This is a genomic window from Shimia gijangensis (assembly GCF_900142085.1).
GTDB classification, from domain to species: domain Bacteria; phylum Pseudomonadota; class Alphaproteobacteria; order Rhodobacterales; family Rhodobacteraceae; genus Shimia; species Shimia gijangensis.
The window spans coordinates 245,971-263,056 of the sequence record NZ_FQZQ01000002.1; the positions used below are offsets into that span (position 1 = coordinate 245,971).

At 54.3% G+C, this 17,086-nt stretch carries 18 protein-coding genes; 8 read left to right on the forward strand and 10 right to left on the reverse strand.

Annotated features, from left to right (window positions below):
* Positions 1–29 precede the first annotated feature (29 nt).
* Positions 30–524, forward strand: coding sequence for a hypothetical protein (locus BUC32_RS02670; RefSeq protein WP_073249113.1), 495 nt, complete (start codon positions 30–32; stop codon positions 522–524).
* A gap of 46 nt (positions 525–570) precedes the next feature.
* On the opposite strand, the gene BUC32_RS02675 is transcribed toward BUC32_RS02670, so the two are convergent.
* From BUC32_RS02675 to ilvC, 3 genes are all read right to left on the reverse strand, one after another.
* Positions 571–1,092: a hemerythrin domain-containing protein gene (locus BUC32_RS02675; RefSeq protein ID WP_083599213.1), complete on the reverse strand. Its 522-nt coding sequence runs from the start codon at positions 1,090–1,092 to the stop codon at positions 571–573.
* Between the two features lie 118 nt (positions 1,093–1,210).
* Positions 1,211–2,119: a DMT family transporter gene (locus BUC32_RS02680; protein ID WP_073249117.1), complete on the reverse strand. Its 909-nt coding sequence runs from the start codon at positions 2,117–2,119 to the stop codon at positions 1,211–1,213.
* A 107-nt stretch (positions 2,120–2,226) separates the two neighbouring features.
* Entirely contained in the window at positions 2,227–3,249 is a 1,023-nt protein-coding gene (ilvC, locus tag BUC32_RS02685) for a ketol-acid reductoisomerase (protein WP_073249119.1), read from the reverse strand.
* Between the two features lie 133 nt (positions 3,250–3,382).
* Here ilvC and BUC32_RS02690 point away from each other — a divergent pair, with 133 nt between their 5' ends.
* From BUC32_RS02690 to BUC32_RS02700, 3 genes are all read left to right on the forward strand, one after another.
* Positions 3,383–3,838: an Lrp/AsnC family transcriptional regulator gene (locus BUC32_RS02690; protein ID WP_073249265.1), complete on the forward strand. Its 456-nt coding sequence runs from the start codon at positions 3,383–3,385 to the stop codon at positions 3,836–3,838.
* Entirely contained in the window at positions 3,835–4,290 is a 456-nt protein-coding gene (locus BUC32_RS02695; RefSeq protein ID WP_073249121.1) for an Lrp/AsnC family transcriptional regulator, read from the forward strand. The genes BUC32_RS02690 and BUC32_RS02695 overlap by 4 nt, the downstream gene beginning before the upstream one ends.
* Positions 4,291–4,372: 82 nt before the next feature.
* On the forward strand, positions 4,373–5,491 hold the full coding sequence (locus BUC32_RS02700; protein ID WP_073249123.1) for an aminotransferase class V-fold PLP-dependent enzyme: 1,119 nt from the start codon (positions 4,373–4,375) through the stop codon (positions 5,489–5,491).
* Between the two features lie 2 nt (positions 5,492–5,493).
* Here the strand turns inward: BUC32_RS02700 and BUC32_RS02705 are convergent, their stop codons facing one another.
* From BUC32_RS02705 to BUC32_RS02715, 3 genes are all read right to left on the reverse strand, one after another.
* A complete protein-coding gene (locus BUC32_RS02705) occupies positions 5,494–6,153 on the reverse strand; it encodes a M50 family metallopeptidase (RefSeq protein WP_073249125.1) in 660 nt (219 codons plus the stop codon).
* 29 nt (positions 6,154–6,182) lie between these two features.
* On the reverse strand, positions 6,183–7,385 hold the full coding sequence (locus tag BUC32_RS02710; protein WP_073249128.1) for a UbiH/UbiF family hydroxylase: 1,203 nt from the start codon (positions 7,383–7,385) through the stop codon (positions 6,183–6,185).
* A gap of 82 nt (positions 7,386–7,467) precedes the next feature.
* Positions 7,468–8,112, reverse strand: a complete 645-nt coding sequence (locus BUC32_RS02715) for a pyrimidine 5'-nucleotidase (RefSeq protein WP_073249130.1) — start codon at positions 8,110–8,112, stop codon at positions 7,468–7,470.
* Between the two features lie 111 nt (positions 8,113–8,223).
* Here BUC32_RS02715 and BUC32_RS02720 point away from each other — a divergent pair, with 111 nt between their 5' ends.
* Positions 8,224–8,862 carry a GntR family transcriptional regulator gene (locus BUC32_RS02720; protein WP_073249133.1) on the forward strand — a complete coding sequence of 213 codons (639 nt, stop codon included), beginning with the start codon at positions 8,224–8,226 and terminating at the stop codon, positions 8,860–8,862.
* On the opposite strand, the gene BUC32_RS02725 is transcribed toward BUC32_RS02720, so the two are convergent.
* Positions 8,818–10,731: a glycosyltransferase gene (locus BUC32_RS02725; protein WP_083599214.1), complete on the reverse strand. Its 1,914-nt coding sequence runs from the start codon at positions 10,729–10,731 to the stop codon at positions 8,818–8,820. The genes BUC32_RS02720 and BUC32_RS02725 overlap by 45 nt on opposite strands.
* An 80-nt stretch (positions 10,732–10,811) precedes the next feature.
* Positions 10,812–11,966, reverse strand: a complete 1,155-nt coding sequence (gene carA / locus BUC32_RS02730) for a glutamine-hydrolyzing carbamoyl-phosphate synthase small subunit (RefSeq protein ID WP_073249135.1) — start codon at positions 11,964–11,966, stop codon at positions 10,812–10,814.
* Positions 11,967–12,148: 182 nt separating this feature from the next.
* Between carA and BUC32_RS02735 the strand changes: the two genes are divergently transcribed.
* Positions 12,149–12,607: a GatB/YqeY domain-containing protein gene (locus BUC32_RS02735; RefSeq protein ID WP_073249269.1), complete on the forward strand. Its 459-nt coding sequence runs from the start codon at positions 12,149–12,151 to the stop codon at positions 12,605–12,607.
* 95 nt (positions 12,608–12,702) lie between these two features.
* Here BUC32_RS02735 and BUC32_RS02740 read toward each other — a convergent pair whose 3' ends face one another.
* Both BUC32_RS02740 and BUC32_RS02745 read right to left on the reverse strand, forming a co-directional pair.
* Complete coding sequence (locus BUC32_RS02740) at positions 12,703–13,869, reverse strand: iron-containing alcohol dehydrogenase (RefSeq protein WP_073249137.1); 1,167 nt, start codon at positions 13,867–13,869, stop codon at positions 12,703–12,705.
* Positions 13,866–14,669 (reverse strand): phytanoyl-CoA dioxygenase family protein, encoded by an 804-nt coding sequence (locus tag BUC32_RS02745; RefSeq protein ID WP_073249139.1) that lies wholly within the window; start codon positions 14,667–14,669, stop codon positions 13,866–13,868. The genes BUC32_RS02740 and BUC32_RS02745 overlap by 4 nt, the downstream gene beginning before the upstream one ends.
* A 187-nt stretch (positions 14,670–14,856) precedes the next feature.
* On the opposite strand from BUC32_RS02745, the gene BUC32_RS02750 reads away from it, so the two are divergent.
* Both BUC32_RS02750 and BUC32_RS02755 read left to right on the forward strand, forming a co-directional pair.
* Complete coding sequence (locus BUC32_RS02750) at positions 14,857–15,918, forward strand: putative 2-aminoethylphosphonate ABC transporter ATP-binding protein (protein WP_073249141.1); 1,062 nt, start codon at positions 14,857–14,859, stop codon at positions 15,916–15,918.
* Positions 15,919–15,996: 78 nt separating this feature from the next.
* The gene (locus tag BUC32_RS02755; RefSeq protein WP_083599215.1) at positions 15,997–17,010 is read left to right on the forward strand and encodes a helix-turn-helix domain-containing protein; all 1,014 of its coding nucleotides are present in this window, start codon (positions 15,997–15,999) and stop codon (positions 17,008–17,010) included.
* Positions 17,011–17,086: the final 76 nt, after the last annotated feature.

The window sequence follows — 17,086 nt, forward strand, 5'->3', positions numbered from 1 at the left end:
TGCATGGTTGGTTAATCGAGAGAATTGATATGCGACGGGTTATTTTGGCGGCATTTGTTTTGTTGGCATCGGCGGGTATTGCGGTGGCCGACATGAATGTCACTTTGGGCAGTGGTTGGAACGGCAAATCCGTGCCTAAGGGTCAGCAATGCACGTTGTTTGGCGGCAAAGGGGCGACGCCCCCGATGAATGCCACTGGTCTGCCGAAGGGCACAGCCTGGGTGTATGTTGAGTTCAATGATAAGGACTACCAACCACTTTCAACCAAAGGTGGCCATGGTATCATTGGCTACCCGGTTTCGGGCAGCAGCGCAGATTTGTATGCGGTACCAGGGTTGAAGGGCTCGTTGCCGGGCAAGGCCAAAGTCATCAAAAAGGCTCGCAGCAGTGGAAAGTACGCATCATCCGGGTACTTGCCACCGTGTTCGGGCGGCAAAGGGAATCGGTATTTCGCAGACGTTTACGCCATAGACGCAAACGGAAAAGTTCTTGGAAAAAAGCGCGTGCAGATTGGCCGTTACTAAGTTTTGATTGGCGCGCCGAAACAACGCGCCAACTCGTGGGGTTCAGTTATCCCCGCAGCTTGTGATGCAACAGGATTGGAACCACCAAATCTTCTTCGTCACTTAAGTGCCTGTCCAGAAAACCACCAATTGCCCCTGTCTCAGTCGACAGAGCAGCCAATTCTGCCGAGGCGTCCTTGGGCGACAACTGCAGCATTTGCAGATACCGGTTGGCCTTTGTAGTGAGCCGATGCAACAAAGCATCCAACTCTACATGGTCGTTCTCCAACATTTCCAGCCCTCGTGCGAAACGATCATCTGCAGATACAAGTTCGGGAAAGAATTGATGGTCTTCCCACCCGTGATGTCCATGCAGATTACGCACCAAAAGGTTGCCATACTGGCCCAACCGCCCTGCAAACTGCTCGGGGTCCATGTTATTTTCCAGCGCTTGTTCGATGGATTGATGCAGAATCTGCCCGAGACGGCGAAACATTTGATGGGCACTCATCCAATGTTGAATGGCCTCGGCGAAATCCGGGTGATCCGGCCATGCTTCGCGCGGATAATCCCGAAGCAGAATTTGCATCTCAGTCGGCAAACTCTGTCTGTTATGAATGTTGTATTGGGTCATGCCATTTCAGATGGCGTGTGAGATGTATCGTTACAATATAACGCTATGTGCGCAGGTGAACCGCCTCTGTGCGTCACGCACCATAGGCCGTGCGCCGACGTTTGCGTCCCAGGAGCAAACCGCCGAGGATAAGAGCCAACGAGATGAACAATTGTGGAGGGAGAGTTTCACCAAGCAAAACAGCGCCGAACAGAACTGACCAAATCGGGACCTGATAGTTCACCAACGACATAAAACTTGGGCCCGCGTCGCGGACAACCTGAACAACCAGAACCTGAGCCAATGCAGTGGGCAATATCCCCAGATAGAGAAGGGCAGCCAGTGAGAGAGGTGATCCGGCGCCCGGTAGGCCTTCTTGCCACAAGGCCACTGGGACAATCATAAAGGATCCGCAGATCAGCGCAGCTGTCGCCAGCGACAGCATATTTGTACTGGGGCAAAGCCGCGTTGAAATCGAGCCAAGAGCGTAGCACAACGATGCGAGCAGACAGGCCATGCGGGCCATTGCCTCAAAATCTGAGCCAAGAGAGCTAAATGCGTCTAACCCAATCAGAACAACGACGCCAACAAAGCCGATACCAAAGCTGATTGTGCGGCGTATGGTCAGGCGTTCAGCAGGGACAAGGAAATGGGCTATTGGCAGGACAAACAGCGGCACAACCGCCATACAGACACCGGCAAATCCGGAGGCGACGTATTTTTGCCCCCAACTCAACAGGGTGAAGGGCATCGCATTTGAAAAGAACCCCATCAGAATCGCAAACGCCCAGATGCGCCGACCTTCAGCATGGCGCATGTTTGGCAAAGAAATCCCGCTAATACGCAGAACAAAGTACAGCGCCAAGGCTCCCAACGTGATCCGCATGGCAGCAATCGTGAGTGGCCCAAAGTCCTGCAAAGCCAGCGACACGGACATGAATGATGCGCCCCAGATCACCCCAAGGCTAAGCAGCTTGATCCAGTTGTGCACGCCGGTTTGCATGTCGGCCGGCCCTTTCCTTGCGAGTTTATCTGATGGGCGATATGAAAAGGGCGCCCCGAATAGGCGCCCTTTGTCGTTTCAATTGATCTTGATGACAAGCATCCGGATCAGTTTTTCTCTTTGTCGACCATTTTTCCGGCTGAAATCCACGGCATCATGCCGCGCAGCTTGGCGCCAGTTTCTTCGATCATGTGCTCGTCGTTGGCACGACGCGATGCTTTGAGGGTTGGCTGGCCAACAGCATTTTCCAGCATAAAGTCGCGCACGAATTTGCCTTGCTGAATGTCCGTCAGAACATCTTTCATGCGGGCTTTGGTTTCGTCGTAGTTCAGGATGCGTGGGCCGGTGACATACTGGCCATACTCGGCAGTGTTCGAGATCGAGTAGTCCATGTTGGCGATGCCGCCTTCATAGATCAGGTCAACGATCAGCTTCACTTCGTGCAGACACTCGAAATAGGCCATTTCTGGTGCGTAGCCAGCTTCGACCAGAGTTTCAAAGCCGCAGCGGATAAGTTCTACCAGTCCACCACACAGAACAGCTTGTTCGCCGAACAGGTCGGTTTCGCACTCTTCACGGAACGTGGTTTCAATGATACCCGAGCGACCGCCACCGATAGCCGAGCAGTACGACAGGCCGATTTCCAGCGCTTTGCCGGAGGCATCGTTGTCGATCGCGACCAGGCAAGGCACGCCGCCGCCTTTGGTGTATTCGCCGCGTACTGTGTGACCTGGGCCCTTGGGGGCCATCATGATGACGTCAACGCCTTCTTTCGGCTCGATCAAGCCAAAGTGCACGTTCAGGCCGTGGGCAAACGCGATTGCTGAACCGGGCTTGATGTTGTCGTGTACATATTTTTTGTAAGTGTCAGCCTGCAGTTCGTCGGGCATGGTGAACATGATGACGTCGCACCAAGCAGCCGCTTCGGCGATACCCATGACTGTCAGGCCTTCGCCTTCGGCTTTTTTGGTCGAAGCCGAACCTTCGCGCAGTGCCACAACGAGGTTCTTCGCGCCCGAGTCACGCAGGTTCAGCGCGTGGGCGTGGCCTTGAGAGCCATAGCCGAGGATGGCGACTTTTTTGTCTTTGATCAGGTTAATGTCGCAATCGCGATCGTAGTAAACGCGCATGTTGGCGCTCCCTTTGTTGAATGTCTGGCGGCGAATATAGGGATGCCGTCAGGAAAGGCGAGTCGTGAGAAGTATAAAAATTTGCGTTATTTTGTGATTGTTATTCGTCATTTACTCAATTATGGATGAAATCATGCTGAGTGATCTTGATAGACGCATTATTCGAAATTTGCAGGCAGAGCCGACACTGTCTTTGCCTGATCTGGCCGACCGCGTAAGCCTGACCACTCCACGATTAGCGCGGCGCTTAGAGAAACTTGAGACCTCGGGTGTATTGCGCGGCCAGCAGGCGGTGATTGATTGGCGCGCATTGGGTTATGCGGTTGAGGTGTCGCTTCGGATCACATTGGACAAAACCTATGAGAATGCTTTTGACGAATTTATTTCTGAGGCGCGGAACGTCCCAGAGGTGATCGAAATCCAAACCTTTCTGGGCCGCGTGGATGTGCGCCTTTCGGTGATTGCAAAAGACATGCCGCATTATCAGCAAATCTACCGCAGTCGAATTCTGACCCTGCCACATATCGCAGATATTGAGGCCTTGATGCAGGTTGCGCGCATTAAGTCCGACGAGAGCCTGCCGATATGAGCGGTCTGGATGATATGGACCGGGCCCTGCTCAAGGCGCTGGCGCGGGATGCGACACAATCTGCCGGGGCGTTGGGGCGGCGAATGGGATTGTCACAACCGGCAACGTGGCGGCGCATTCGCAGGCTTTATGATGCAGGCATTATCGAGGGCCGAAGACTTGATCTTGATGCCGAAAAGCTTGGGTTTGGTGTGACGGTGTTTTTGGGCGTGAAACTGGCGACCAAGGGGCGTGTGTCGCTCGAAGATTTCGAACGTGCTGTGACAGCAATTCCAGAAGTACAGACGGTTGAGCATGTGTTGGGAATGTATGACTATCGCCTGCGTGTGGTTGCTCGGGATATTTCAGATTTCGAGCGCGTCCTAAGACGTCGGGTGATGACTTTGCCCGGAGTCGGAGACGTTGAGGCCAATGTATTGTTGTCGGAAGAACGGCGCCCGGGACCGCTTTGAAGTAAAGTATGCAAAGGTAGACTTTGCGTTCTTGCTCAAACCACGCTAGCCATGCTCTGCTGGAATTTTAGGAGATCAATCCATGGCAAGCGCAGTCGATCCAAACGGCCTTGATGAATTTTCGGTGGTTTTCACCGACCGCTCACTGAACCACATGTCGCAAACCTTTCAACAGGTGATGCGCGATATTTCGGGCATGCTAAAGGACGTGTACAACGCCGATGCGGTCGCCTTGGTACCCGGTGGCGGCACCTTTGGCATGGAAGCTGTGGCACGTCAGTTTGCCCGCGGCGCCAATACGCTGGTGGTGCGTAACGGTTGGTTCTCTTACCGCTGGAGCCAGATTTTTGAGGCAGGAGCCTTTGCCGCAGAGTCCACGGTGATGAAAGCTCGTCAGGCTGGCAATGACGTGACCACTCCGTTCGCGCCTGCACCCATCGATGAGGTTGTTGCCAAAATCCACGAAGTGAAACCGGATGTGGTCTTTGCTCCGCATGTAGAAACATCGGCTGGGGTGATCCTGCCGGACAACTACATTGCCCAGATGGCGGCAGCTGCCCATGAGGTTGGCGCGCTGATGGTGCTGGATTGTATCGCGTCGGGCTGTGTGTGGATCGACATGAAAGCCTCGGGTGTGGATGTTTTGATTTCTGCGCCGCAAAAGGGTTGGTCAGCTTCTCCGAGTGCCGGACTGGTGATGATGTCAGACCGGGCGTTGGCCAAGTTGGAAACCACCACTTCGGACAGCTTTGCCATCGATCTGAAGAAATGGCATGACATCATGAAGGCCTATGAAAATGGTGGCCATGCCTACCACGCAACCATGCCAACAGACGCTCTGCGCGCGTTCCGTGACACTATGCTGGAAACCAAGGAATACGGTTTTGAAAAGCTACGGGTTGCGTCTTGGGCGCTAGGTGATGGCGTACGGTCGATGCTCGCAGAGAAAGGCGTGAAAAGCGTTGCTGCAGATGGCTTTGGCGCGCCGGGTGTGGTTGTTAGCTATACTTCTGATCCGGGTGTTCAGAACGGCAGCAAATTTGCCGCCCAAGGCATGCAGATTGCGGCTGGTGTCCCGCTGGCCTGTGATGAACCCGAAGGTTTCATGACTTTCCGTCTTGGTCTGTTTGGTCTGGACAAACTCTATGACGTCGATGGCACGCTGGCCCGTCTGAAAACGGTCATGGATCAAGTTCTCTGAACTCAAGATCCCTTTGGGCGACGGCGCAAAATATTGCTGTCGTCGCCCAATCCAAAGCGCAAGCATGCTGCGATGACGCAAAGGCTGGCGATCAACCACAGCCCACCCCAAAACATCGTTGGACCGCCGATTTCTTCCGACAGCATACGCGCATCCGATCGGAGGTATGATCGGGCAAGCGTGTCGCTGAAGATGTCGAAGGGGACGTAGATCATGCTGGTCAACCCGATCACCCTCAGACCCAGATCATTCACTTCTCGGGGCATATACCGGGCCGCTGCAATCATGAGACCACCGGTGCCGATGCAGAAGACCAAAGCAAAGAGGTCACGAACGTAAAGCGCGACTGCAACAAAAATAATGCCCCCCATTATGGCCATCACGGTGCGATCCCATTTCGTACGCACCGCAGCCAGAAACAAAGCCACACCTACCACCAACGACCCCAGATACCCGGCGCTTAAGGTCAGGAAACGATTGCCCCCTCGCGAGATCACCTGGCCCCCTTGCTGAGGGTCAATCGACAGGCTTTCCACGCTGCCACCCGTCAGAATGGCTATCGCCGCATGGGAAAGCTCATGCAGCAGCACGGTCAGGACTTTCAAGGGAACAACAATTGGTGTCGACCACAGTGCAAAGATTAGGGCGCAGATCAGGCCCATCTGCCAATGTCCCTTGACCAAAGTCCGGATCACCGAACCCCAAGACCCATTTGCATCAACGTTTTGCGTACCGGTGCCAGCGAATAAAGCGCATTAAGACCCATGGCGCGCGCATCCCGCAACATCGGTTTTTCAACCATCGAAGCCCGGTTCAGCATATCGATGCCTTTGACCCGTAATTTGACTTCAGCGAACCGCTTTTTGTGATAGGCTTCAAGCATATTTTGGTCACCCAATGCGGCCGGATCGGCCTTGGCCAGCTCCAGCAAAACGCGCATATCGCCGAGGCTCATGTTCAGACCCTGGGCACCAATTGGCGGAACTACGTGGGCGGCTTCTGCCACCAACGCCAATCGCTCGCCGTACAGACGCTCAGCTGACTGGGAAATAATCGGCCAAAGCGTGCGCCGGGATGCAAGGGTCAATGGGCCAAACAGCGAGCAACTGCGAGCAGTCATCTCGGCTTCAAAGTCGGGAATGTCCATTTCGAAGAGTTCAGTAGCGCGAGGGCCGCGTTCCATCCAAACCAGCGCCGAGGAGGGTTGGCCCTTGTAGTCCGGCAAAGGGACCAGAGTGAATGGGCCGCCCGAGCGGTGGATTTCGGTTGAGACGTTTTCGTGCGGAATGGGATGCGTCACCGCAAAGGCTAGCGCCTTTTGGCCGTACCGGGTGGTGTGAACATCAATGCCCGCGGCCTCACGCATCGGTGAATTGCGCCCATCTGCGGCGATGACAAGCTTGGCGCGCGTTGTACTGCCATCCGAAAGGGTCACGCGCGCTTCGTTGGTGCGGGTAAACAGGCTGGTCGTGGCAGTGCCAAGTCGCAGATCAACAGTGTCCATCTCTGCCAGCCGGGTCACCATTTCACGCCGCAATAACCAGTTGGGTAAGTTCCAGCCAAACGGTTGGTCAGAAATATCTGAAGCGTTAAAGTCTTTGACGATGCGAGGCTCAGGGATTTCCCCTCCGGCATCGACAATTCGCATGACCTGCAACGGGGCGGCGTGTTGGTCCAATCGGCCCCAAAGACCTGCTTCGTCCAACAAACCTCGGGCCGGTTGTAAAAAGGCGGTTGTCCGCAGGTCCGAACCTTCCGCATCGCGTTCGGTTATTGGCGGAGCCGGATCGACGCATTGCACTGAGAAACCCGCATTGCCAAAGGCGGCCGCTGCAGTCAGCCCGGCAATTCCTCCGCCGGAAATCAGGATATCAAAATTGTTGAAACGGGTCATGACATTCTCCTGAGAGGCACCCTAGTTCGCTGTGCATTGGGTTCCAAGGGGACCAATTGTCTTTGCGTGCCTGAAGAACGGTTTATCGAAGTTTTTTCAAAAAGCCTGACAGATCATCCGTGTGATGATGAATGTGATCCGCGTTGTGCGCTTCGGGGGCAACATGGACGGTTTTCATACCCATCTCGTGAGGAGCTTGAAGATTGCGAGGATCATCTTCGAACATCGCCGCCGTCTCAGTTGTCACACCGTCAAGTGTGAAGATCGCTTCAAAAGCAGCACGTTCGGGTTTGGGTAAATAACCTGCGTGCTCGACGCCATACACGGCATCAAACAAACCGCTAAGACCACGCGCGTTCAGAACATTTTCTGCGTAAGGAGCCGTGCCGTTGGTATAGACAATACGGCGACCGGGCAGGGCGAGAATGTGAGCGGCCAGAAGAGGGTCCGGTTCAAGTTCAGCAAAAGAGATATCATGCACATCAATAAGATAGGGGGCCGGGTCGACATTATGTTCGCGCATGAGACCGGCAAGTGTGGTGCCATATTGCGCCCAATATTGCTTGCGTAAATGATCTGCGCGGGGCTGGTCGACACCCAGAGCATCCATCACGTATTTGGTCATCCGTACCTCGATCTGATCGAATAGACGGGTTTTGGGCGGATACAGAGTGTTATCAAGATCAAACACCCAGGTGGTGACATGTGAAAAAGACTGCTTTGGCATAGTTGCAGGCTACGCTCGCAATGCCTCGTGTGCAATGGCGGGGTTGCAACAAGGCCTTGTGCCCGCATAGTCTGCGCCAGCGCTCAAATTGGCGTGTAAGGGAGAAGCCAAATGTCACAAGTCAAATCCCCCAATAGGGACGCATATTCGTTGATCCTCGAGGCCATTGATGTGGGCATTTTCAAACCGGGAGACCGGTTGGTCGAAAGTGATCTGGCCGAGAGGTTTGGGGTCTCTCGCACACCGATCCGCGAGGCGTTACAACGTCTGGAAACACAATCTTTGCTTGCCCGCGATGGGCGCAGCCTGATCGTGTCGTCATTGGACCATAACCAGATGGCAGAGCTTTACGTGGTGCGCACCGAGCTTGAGGGACTGGCAGCCCGTCTTGCCGCACGTCATGCCACTTCTGAAGAAGTGCGCGTGTTACAGGATATGGTGCAAGAAGATCAGAAACTGGTCGAAGATCCTTCGGCCTTGGCGCGGGCAAATCGCCGGTTTCACAAACAAATCCATCTGGCCTCACACAACCGTTACCTGGTGCAGCAGCTTGATCTTGTGCACCGGTCTATGGCACTCATGGCGACCACATCGATCGCCGTGGAGGGCCGCGGCGAAGATACGTTGGTGGAACATCAGGCAATTGTGGACGCTATTGCGTCGCGTAATGAAGACGGGGCTTATACAGCCCTGCGCAACCATATCTCACAGGCTTTCGTGACCCGGCTCAAGCAGGACGCCGATACCTGAGTGGTGTGCACTGATACCTTCAACGGTTTTGGCGTGCGCTGTCTTGTCCCAGTAAAAGGGACGAAAAATCAACTCGATCAGTGCTTTGTATCCAGCCAGTGTTGCAAGCGGGAAGTAAAACGGCATCGTCACCACAAAGGGTATTAGCATCTTACGCTTTTGCCCTAGAATTGACCGCGTGGCGATTGCCGCGTTGGCAAGGCCGAAAACAAGAAATATCTGGGAAATTGTGAGCATCTGCCGGGCGGTGAACAACAGGTTTTCGGGGTACGGGATGCCAACCACACCGCCCCAGAACAACCATATCAAGGGTGCCAGCAGGAACTGCAGAAGCGTGCAGGCAAAAACCAGATGCAGGCCCAAAAACTGCAGTGGGCCAAATTCCCGCCACAGCAGGACAGGGTCACGCATATGCACCAGATAAGTTACCATGTACCCTTTGAGCCAGCGCGACCTTTGCTTAACCCATGCAAAAGGGCGGCAGGCGGCTTCTTCCTGAGTAACCGTCTCCAGCAGTTCAGTGCGAAACCCAAATCGTGCAATACGCATGCCAAGATCAGCGTCTTCTGTCACATTGTGAGCGTCCCACCCACCAAGTGCTTCGATAGCCTGACGTTTGATAAACAATGTCGTGCCACCAAGAGGGATGGCAAACCCAAGACGAGCCAATCCGGGCAACACTGTGCGAAACCAGGTGGCATATTCTATGGTGAAACATCGTGATAGCCAATTGCTCCAGGGATTGTAGTAATCCAGAATACCTTGCAGGCAGACCGTGTTTGGGTGGGCTTGGGCAAATCGCAGGGCGACCACCTCAAGCTGATTGGGGGCCGGGGCATCTTCTGCGTCCCAGATACCGATAATGTCACCTTTGCAGAAATCCAATGCATAATTCAGCGCCCGGGGCTTGGTTGTGAGGCCAGACCCCGCCGGCACCACAACAACCCGCATCCATTGCGGCAGGTTTGTGTGGGCGATGGTTTCCTGGGTAAGAGTGTCGTGTTCTTCAAGCACCAGAAGCACGTCCAACAGTGCCTTGGGGTAGGTCAGGCGGGACAAGCGCGCGATTAGAGCATGGGCAATTTCTTTTTCGCGAAACAGCGGCACGAGAACAGAGATACGTGGGGCCACAAATTCGGAGGGTGTCGCCAAAGGTGCGGGTTTGCCTAAAGATGCGACAAAGGCGGTCAGTTTCATCAACGACACAGCAATCATCGACAGCACCGCCAGCAAGGTCAGGGCCGCGAATAGATGCGCCGGGACAAAGACCATTGCTGCGACCATTGCCGCCAAAAAGATTGCAATTCGCCAGACATGGCGCGACGACAAACCTCCAAATTCACGACAACTGAATTCCGCTGGTACGCGAGCCTCGGCGAGTTCAACGAGCGTCTGCCGGTGAAGTGTGGCAAGAATCTCTGAGACCATGTCTTCAGGTGCCAATGCAACAATGGCATTTCGCAGGTTTCCGGGAAGCGTGGTGCGCAACTCTTCAAAGCGATCCGGGCGCCCTGTCACCACGATCAGCAACCCGCCCACTTTTTGCCAGGGCAGGATATTGTACTTGATACAAAAACTTGCGGGCATGAGGGATTGTAATTCAGGCTGGGGCGGGGCCTGGAACAGATCGACAATCTGTGCCGTGTAGAACGTTGAAAGCGCCTGAAGCGCTTGCGCTTCAGTTATCCAGCCCTTTGAACACAGAATTTCCGTTAGATTGGCGTCCCAGCCCATCTGTTTTTCCAGAGCATGGAATAATTGCCAGGGTGAGATTAGCCCGCTCTCAATCAGGTGGCGACCCAAGGACACGTTCTTACCCAGCCCATGAGTCGCATGGGGCCGTTCCAGCCTTAAGATGGTTTCATTCATGACCCATTACCCACACTCTGCGACAGGCAGAATGCGGGCATGAAGGTTAACACCGTGTTAAGGTTAACGAATTTTCGCGATCAGGCGCGTTCAGCCATGTAATTAGCAAACTTTTCGAACAGATAAAAACTGTCCTGAGGGCCCGGGCTGGCTTCAGGGTGATGCTGCACTGAAAACACCGGACGGTCGGCAATGCGAATGCCACAGTTGGACCCGTCAAACAGCGATACATGGCTTTCGACGATACCTTCAGGGAGGGTTTGGCTATCGACAGCAAACCCATGGTTCATCGAAGTGATCTCAACCTTATTGGTGTCATTGTCCTTCACCGGGTGATTGGCACCGTGGTGGCCGTGGTTCATTTTGATCGTCTTGGCACCCAAGGCCAAAGCCAACATTTGGTGGCCAAGGCAAATACCAAAGACCGGTACGTCATGCTCCAGAACGCCTTTGATCATCGGAACGGCATACGCACCAGTTGCGGCCGGGTCTCCTGGGCCGTTGGATAGAAAGACGCCATCCGGGTCGTGAGCCATCACCTCGTCTGCAGTGGCCGTTGCTGGCAAAACCGTAACGTCACAGCCCGCCGAAGCAAGGCAGCGCAGAATGTTGCGTTTTGCGCCAAAATCAACGGCAACAACTTTGTGTTTGGGGTTTTCTTGTGGGCTGTAGCCCTCGGGCCATGCCCAGCGCATTTCGTTCCAGTGATAAGACTGTGCGCAGGTCACATCCTTGGCCAGATCAAGACCCTCAAGACCCGTGAATGCACGTGCCTTGGCGATCAGCGCCTCAGTATCAAACTTGCCCTCGGGATCATGGGCAAGGGCCACATGTGGCGCCCCTTGTTGTCGGATCGCGCGTGTCAGGCGACGTGTATCAATGCCACCTATCGCAATCCGGCCACGCGATGCCAACCAATTGGACAGCGTGTCGGTGGATCGCCAGTTTGAAGGTTCGGTTGGGTCCCATTTTACAACCATGCCAGCAGCGACAGGATCGGCAGTTTCATCATCTTCGGGAGTGACTCCGGTGTTGCCGATATGGGGGAAGGTGAAAGTCACGACCTGACCGGCATAAGACGGGTCTGTCATGATCTCCTGATAGCCGGTCATCGCGGTGTTAAAGCAAAGCTCTGCCACAGTGTCTCCGGTGGCACCAAACCCGCGTCCGTAAAACAGGGTTCCGTCGGCAAGCGCAAGGCAAGCGGTTGGGGTGGATAGGGCATCCTGGACCATGGCACGACTCTCTGGCTGGTAGATTGTCGCGAAACTATGTCGGGGGGCGTCGGGGGTCAAGGGAGAGGTAAATTTGGATTTCGTTTTAAATCAAAGGCTTGGAAATTAGTGAGGCAGCTTGCCTCGACGCTACGCTTTATATAAGGTCCAAGCCTTGTGATTAATGGCAAATGGCAGAACGAATGGCACTGCGAGAAGAGATCAATTCCTCCCTGAAACAGGCAATGCGCGATCGCGCAGCAGATCGCCTGTCCACGTTGCGGCTGATAATGGCTGCCATCAAGGACCGCGATATCGCGGCCCGTGGCGAAGGTGCTGAAGAGGGCGTTGGCGACGATGAGATATTGGCGATCCTGTCCAAGATGGTGAAGCAACGTCAGGAAAGTGCGCGCACCTACGAAGAAGGTGGGCGTCTGGACCTTGCTGAGCGTGAGTTGGGCGAGATCACGGTGATTGAAGAATACCTGCCCAAACAGCTGGGCGATGATGAAATCGCAGCTGCCATTGATGCGGCCATAGCGGAAATCGGTGCAAGCTCGATCCGGGATATGGGCAAGATCATGGGTGCCCTCAAGTCCAAATACACCGGCCAAATGGACTTTGGCAAAGTTGGACCGATGGTGAAAAATCAGCTGGGCTGAATTTCGAATTTTTCAGTTTTAACGGGCCTTGCAAAAGTATGGCCCGTTTTTGCATGCCAAGAAAACTTATTGCCTGGAAGAATTTGCTAAGCAGCTTACCGACCCACGGTAAGGGCCTCTTTCAAAACGGCCTCGATGTCTGAAACTGAAAGCGAGCGGGGGTTGGTGGCCGCAGCGCTGTCTTTCAGGGCCTTCTCAGAAATGCGTTTGATGCCGTCGTCTGGCACACCGATGTCAGTCAATGTGCGTGGTATTTCAACGTCATCGAGAATGTCGCAGACTTTTATAAAAAAGGCTTGAAAGGATGTCTCCGAAAGGTCCATCGCTTGCGCCATTGGTTTGACCTTATCGGCGATCTCGGGCGCGTTAAACCGCAAAGCAGCAGGAAGCAGAATGGCGTTTGTCAGCCCATGCTGAGTGTCATACTCAGCCCCAACCATATGGGATATCGCATGCACCAGCCCAAGACCCTTTTGAAAGGCAACACCCGCAAGACAAGTTCCTGCCAACATCGCGCCACGCGCCTCGATGTTGCCTGGGTCTTTCACCGCTGTAGGAAGCCAGCGGTTAATCAGCCTTAGCCCTTCGAGTGCCAAGGCATCACACAAAGGATTGGTGCCCGGTACACAATAGGCTTCGATCGCGTGTACCATGGCGTCGACACCAGTCCATGCTGTCAGAGTTGCTGGTAGGCCCACAGTGATTTCTGGATCAAGAATGGCAAAGGACGGTTCAAGTTTCGCATGCCACACGCACCATTTCATGTGTTTGTCCGTGTCCGTAACCATCGCGGTGCTGGCGGTTTCTGCGCCTGTTCCCGCAGTTGTCGGGATACAGATCAACGGAGGGAAATCCGGATGATTGGCCATGTCCGGCGGAATTTGTCCAAACTCAAAGTCCCAAAGGTCCAGTTCGTTTGTGGCTAGCAAAGCAATCGCTTTACCACCGTCCATGCCACTGCCACCACCAATGGCGATGATGCCGTCATATCCGCCTTCTTGGTATCTGTCGCGACCCTGATAGATTTCAACGTCCCGTGGGTTGGGAGAGATGTTTGAATAGAGTGCGGCTTGCATTCCAGCAGTACTCAGATACCCTATGAGGTCCTGCAGAAAGGAAAGTCCGGCGCTACCCCTGTCGGTAACGACAAAAGGCCGTGTCATCCCTGATGCAGAACAAAAACTGGCGATCTCCTTTAGGCGTCCGGGACCATAGGCGATCGGGATTGGAAAGCCCCAATCCTGGGCGTCAAGATAGCTCATCTTTCCGCTCGCCAGATCACCGGAAACCAATCTTCTCGCAGTCTTTGTCCCGTTTGCATTCCGTGATCCGGAAAGGGCGGAGACGTACGGCCCGGGCGTTCGACATAGCGGGCGTCGTCACCCACCAGCCGCAGGGAAAAGGCCCGACGTTGGATGTCTGAGGTATTTCCCCGTGCACCATGCAGAATGTCATAATTAAAGGCCACCGCATCGCCGGGTTCCATGGCCCATTCAAGAACGGTCATGCCTTCGGCATCTGGGTCCGGTATGGGCATGTAGTCGTCTTCGTTAGGGAAAAAGCTTTCTTCGCTGACCCAGCGGGTTGGCAGAACCGGTTTCTCCCATTTGTGAGACCCGGCAACCATGCGCAATGTGGCCTCAGAAACCGGGTCAAGAGGCGACCAAAAGCTGATGTTTTGCCTGCCTTCGACAAAGTAATACGGCCCATCCGTATGCCAGGGTGTGGCCATTGAAGTGCCAGGCTCTTTGACCAGCACATGATCGTGAAACACCTGAACGCTCTCCGATTGCATTAGATTGGCGGCAACCTCGGCGGCAGGAGAGGTCTCGATGACCTGGCGAAATTCGGGGATAGACTGCCAGTTGCAGTAATCGTCAAAAAACCGCCCGCTTTCACCTGCCTTTTCGTTTTCAGAAGCGAAAGGCCCCGGATGCGCCATATTGCGCGCGACGCCTGCACGCAGAGCGTCAATATGATCGGCAAACAACCCTTTGACAAGGACGACCCCGTCGCGTTGATAAGTGTCGATGTCGGACTGGGTGATAAGAGGATGTGGCATGTGAAAACTCCGGCTGTAACAGCTTAGTCGTGCGGCGGAATATCTTCCGGGTCAAGCGCAAGCTTTGACACGTGGTTGCGACAATCTGGAAAATGCTGGATTATCCGATAGATTTCTGTGCAAATCTGGGGTTTTCTGCACGCAACACGCGCCGTTTTTCTGGCGGTTTCATGGTGACGAGAGACAAATGACTGCATATCTCGACCTTTGCAACGTAAGTAAATCCTTTGGGAATTTTGCGGCATTGCAAGACATCTCATTTCGCATTCCGGAAGGTCGATTTGTTTGTTTTGTTGGCCCGTCAGGGTGCGGGAAAACAACTCTTTTGCGATTGATTGCCGGGCTGGAAACGCCGGATCGAGGAGACATTGTGCAACAAGGGCAGGATGTGACCAAGCTGCCACCCGCCGCGCGGGATTTTGGCATTGTGTTTCAATCCTATGCTCTGTTTCCAAACCTTACTAGCGCGCGCAACGTGGCCTACGGATTGCAAGGCAAGGGTTTGAGCCGCGACCAGATTGCCCAACGTGTCTTAGAAATGCTGACGCTTGTCGGTTTGCCGGAACAAGAGCAAAAGTTCCCATCTCAATTGTCCGGTGGTCAGCAGCAAAGGGTGGCGCTGGCCCGTGCGCTGGCTCCGAAACCCGGTCTTTTGTTGTTGGATGAACCTTTGTCGGCTTTGGACGCAAAGGAACGTGAGCGGCTGCGTCAGGAAATCCGCGATGTGCAACACCGGTTGGGGGTGACCACCGTTATGGTGACCCACGATCAGGAAGAAGCGCTGGCCATGGCCGACACAATTGTGGTGATGAACGCCGGGCGCATTGAGCAGATCGGCACTCCTGCCGAGGTCTATCAAACCCCCAAGACTCCCTTTGTGGCAGGGTTTATTGGCGAAACAAATTGGTTGGACGCAGTGGTCGAAACCGCAGATCAAGCGCGACTAGGGACGCATGTGATCTCTTGTCAGCAGCATGGGTTTGCCAAAGGCACAGGGATACGTCTGGCGTTGCGACCCGAAGATCTGATCTTTGCCAAACAACAGGGTCGTAGCACGGGGATGACTGCCTCGATCCGCGAAATCAGCTTTCGCGGACCTGTTTTGCAAGTCCAGCTTGCGCTGGCAGAGCAGGGGATGACATTGCAGGCCAGAGCACCGGCCACCGGCGGACTGGATCCTCAGTTGCAGATTGGCGATCAGGTCGATGTCACCGTTGCCTTAGGACGCGCGCAGGCCTTTGTCACTTAGGAAGCCTGAATTTCAACTGGCACCTTGTCAAGCAGCGTCAGACAGGGGCATTCTGGGATGAACTTTTAGGGGATCAGCATGAACAATATCCGTGCGCAGCGCATGCTGCAATTCTTGCAATATGTGGATTCCGAAACCGGATCGTGTGCAACCGGAGACGAGGCGTTAAAAGATCTGAATCTTAGTCGCGGAGCGCTGGAGGCCCCCGGCTGTGACGTCGATCCGGAACAGGAAGCACGCCTGGTGGACGCCGTATGTGATGTTCTGCGCGACAATCTTTTTGCGACCAGCGCGGGCCTTGCGTTTCGAGATACCTTCACTTTGACAGCCTACATCGCCAAATATTCGCAAACACTGCGTGACGCGATTGAAAACTCCTCTCGGTTTTTTTCTGTTTTGGATCCGTCTTTTGCCATCGGACTACAGATTTCGAGCAATTCGGCATTCTTTACTCTGGAGTGCCTTGACCAAAGCATGGGCCGTCATCACCGGTTTCTCGAGTATCTGTTGTTCGCAGCACTAGGTCGCATGCGAACAGTCACGCAAACGGATTTTTTTCCTTTAGAAATCCGGTTTAAGCATGACGCAAAAAATATCGCCTCCAAAGTGACACGCCTTGCGGGGTTTCCTGTGGTTTTTGGTGCAGAAAACTATGAAATGATTCTGTCGAGATCAGCGTTGGAATTGCTCGTCCCCACTTACGATCCCAATCTGCGCGAACACCTTAAAGAGTATGGAGAACGGCTCAAACAAGAGACCTCTGTAAGCACTCCGGGATTGCGCGGGCGTATTGAAGGTATTCTTAGCGACAACCTGCCGGGGCGCATTGTGCCAGCCGAAGAAATGGCGGCCAATCTTGGCATGAGTCGGCGCACCTTTGCGCGCCGATTGAAAGAAAAAGACCTGAGCTTTCGCGAAATCGTCGATGATTTGCGCAGCGATCTGGCGCGCACCTATCTCAAGGACGGATTCAGTATTGCCGAGATTTCCTTTTATCTGGACTACGGAGATCAGGCTGCCTTCTCAACGGCCTTTAAGCGATGGACAGGCCTAAGCCCCAGCGATTATCGGGCCCGTAACTTATCCGGCTAATGGCGCCGGTGCCGGGTTGCCTTTATCGTCAAGGCAAGGATATGCAAAAGGGCGGCGTATCTGGTGTTTGGCCGAG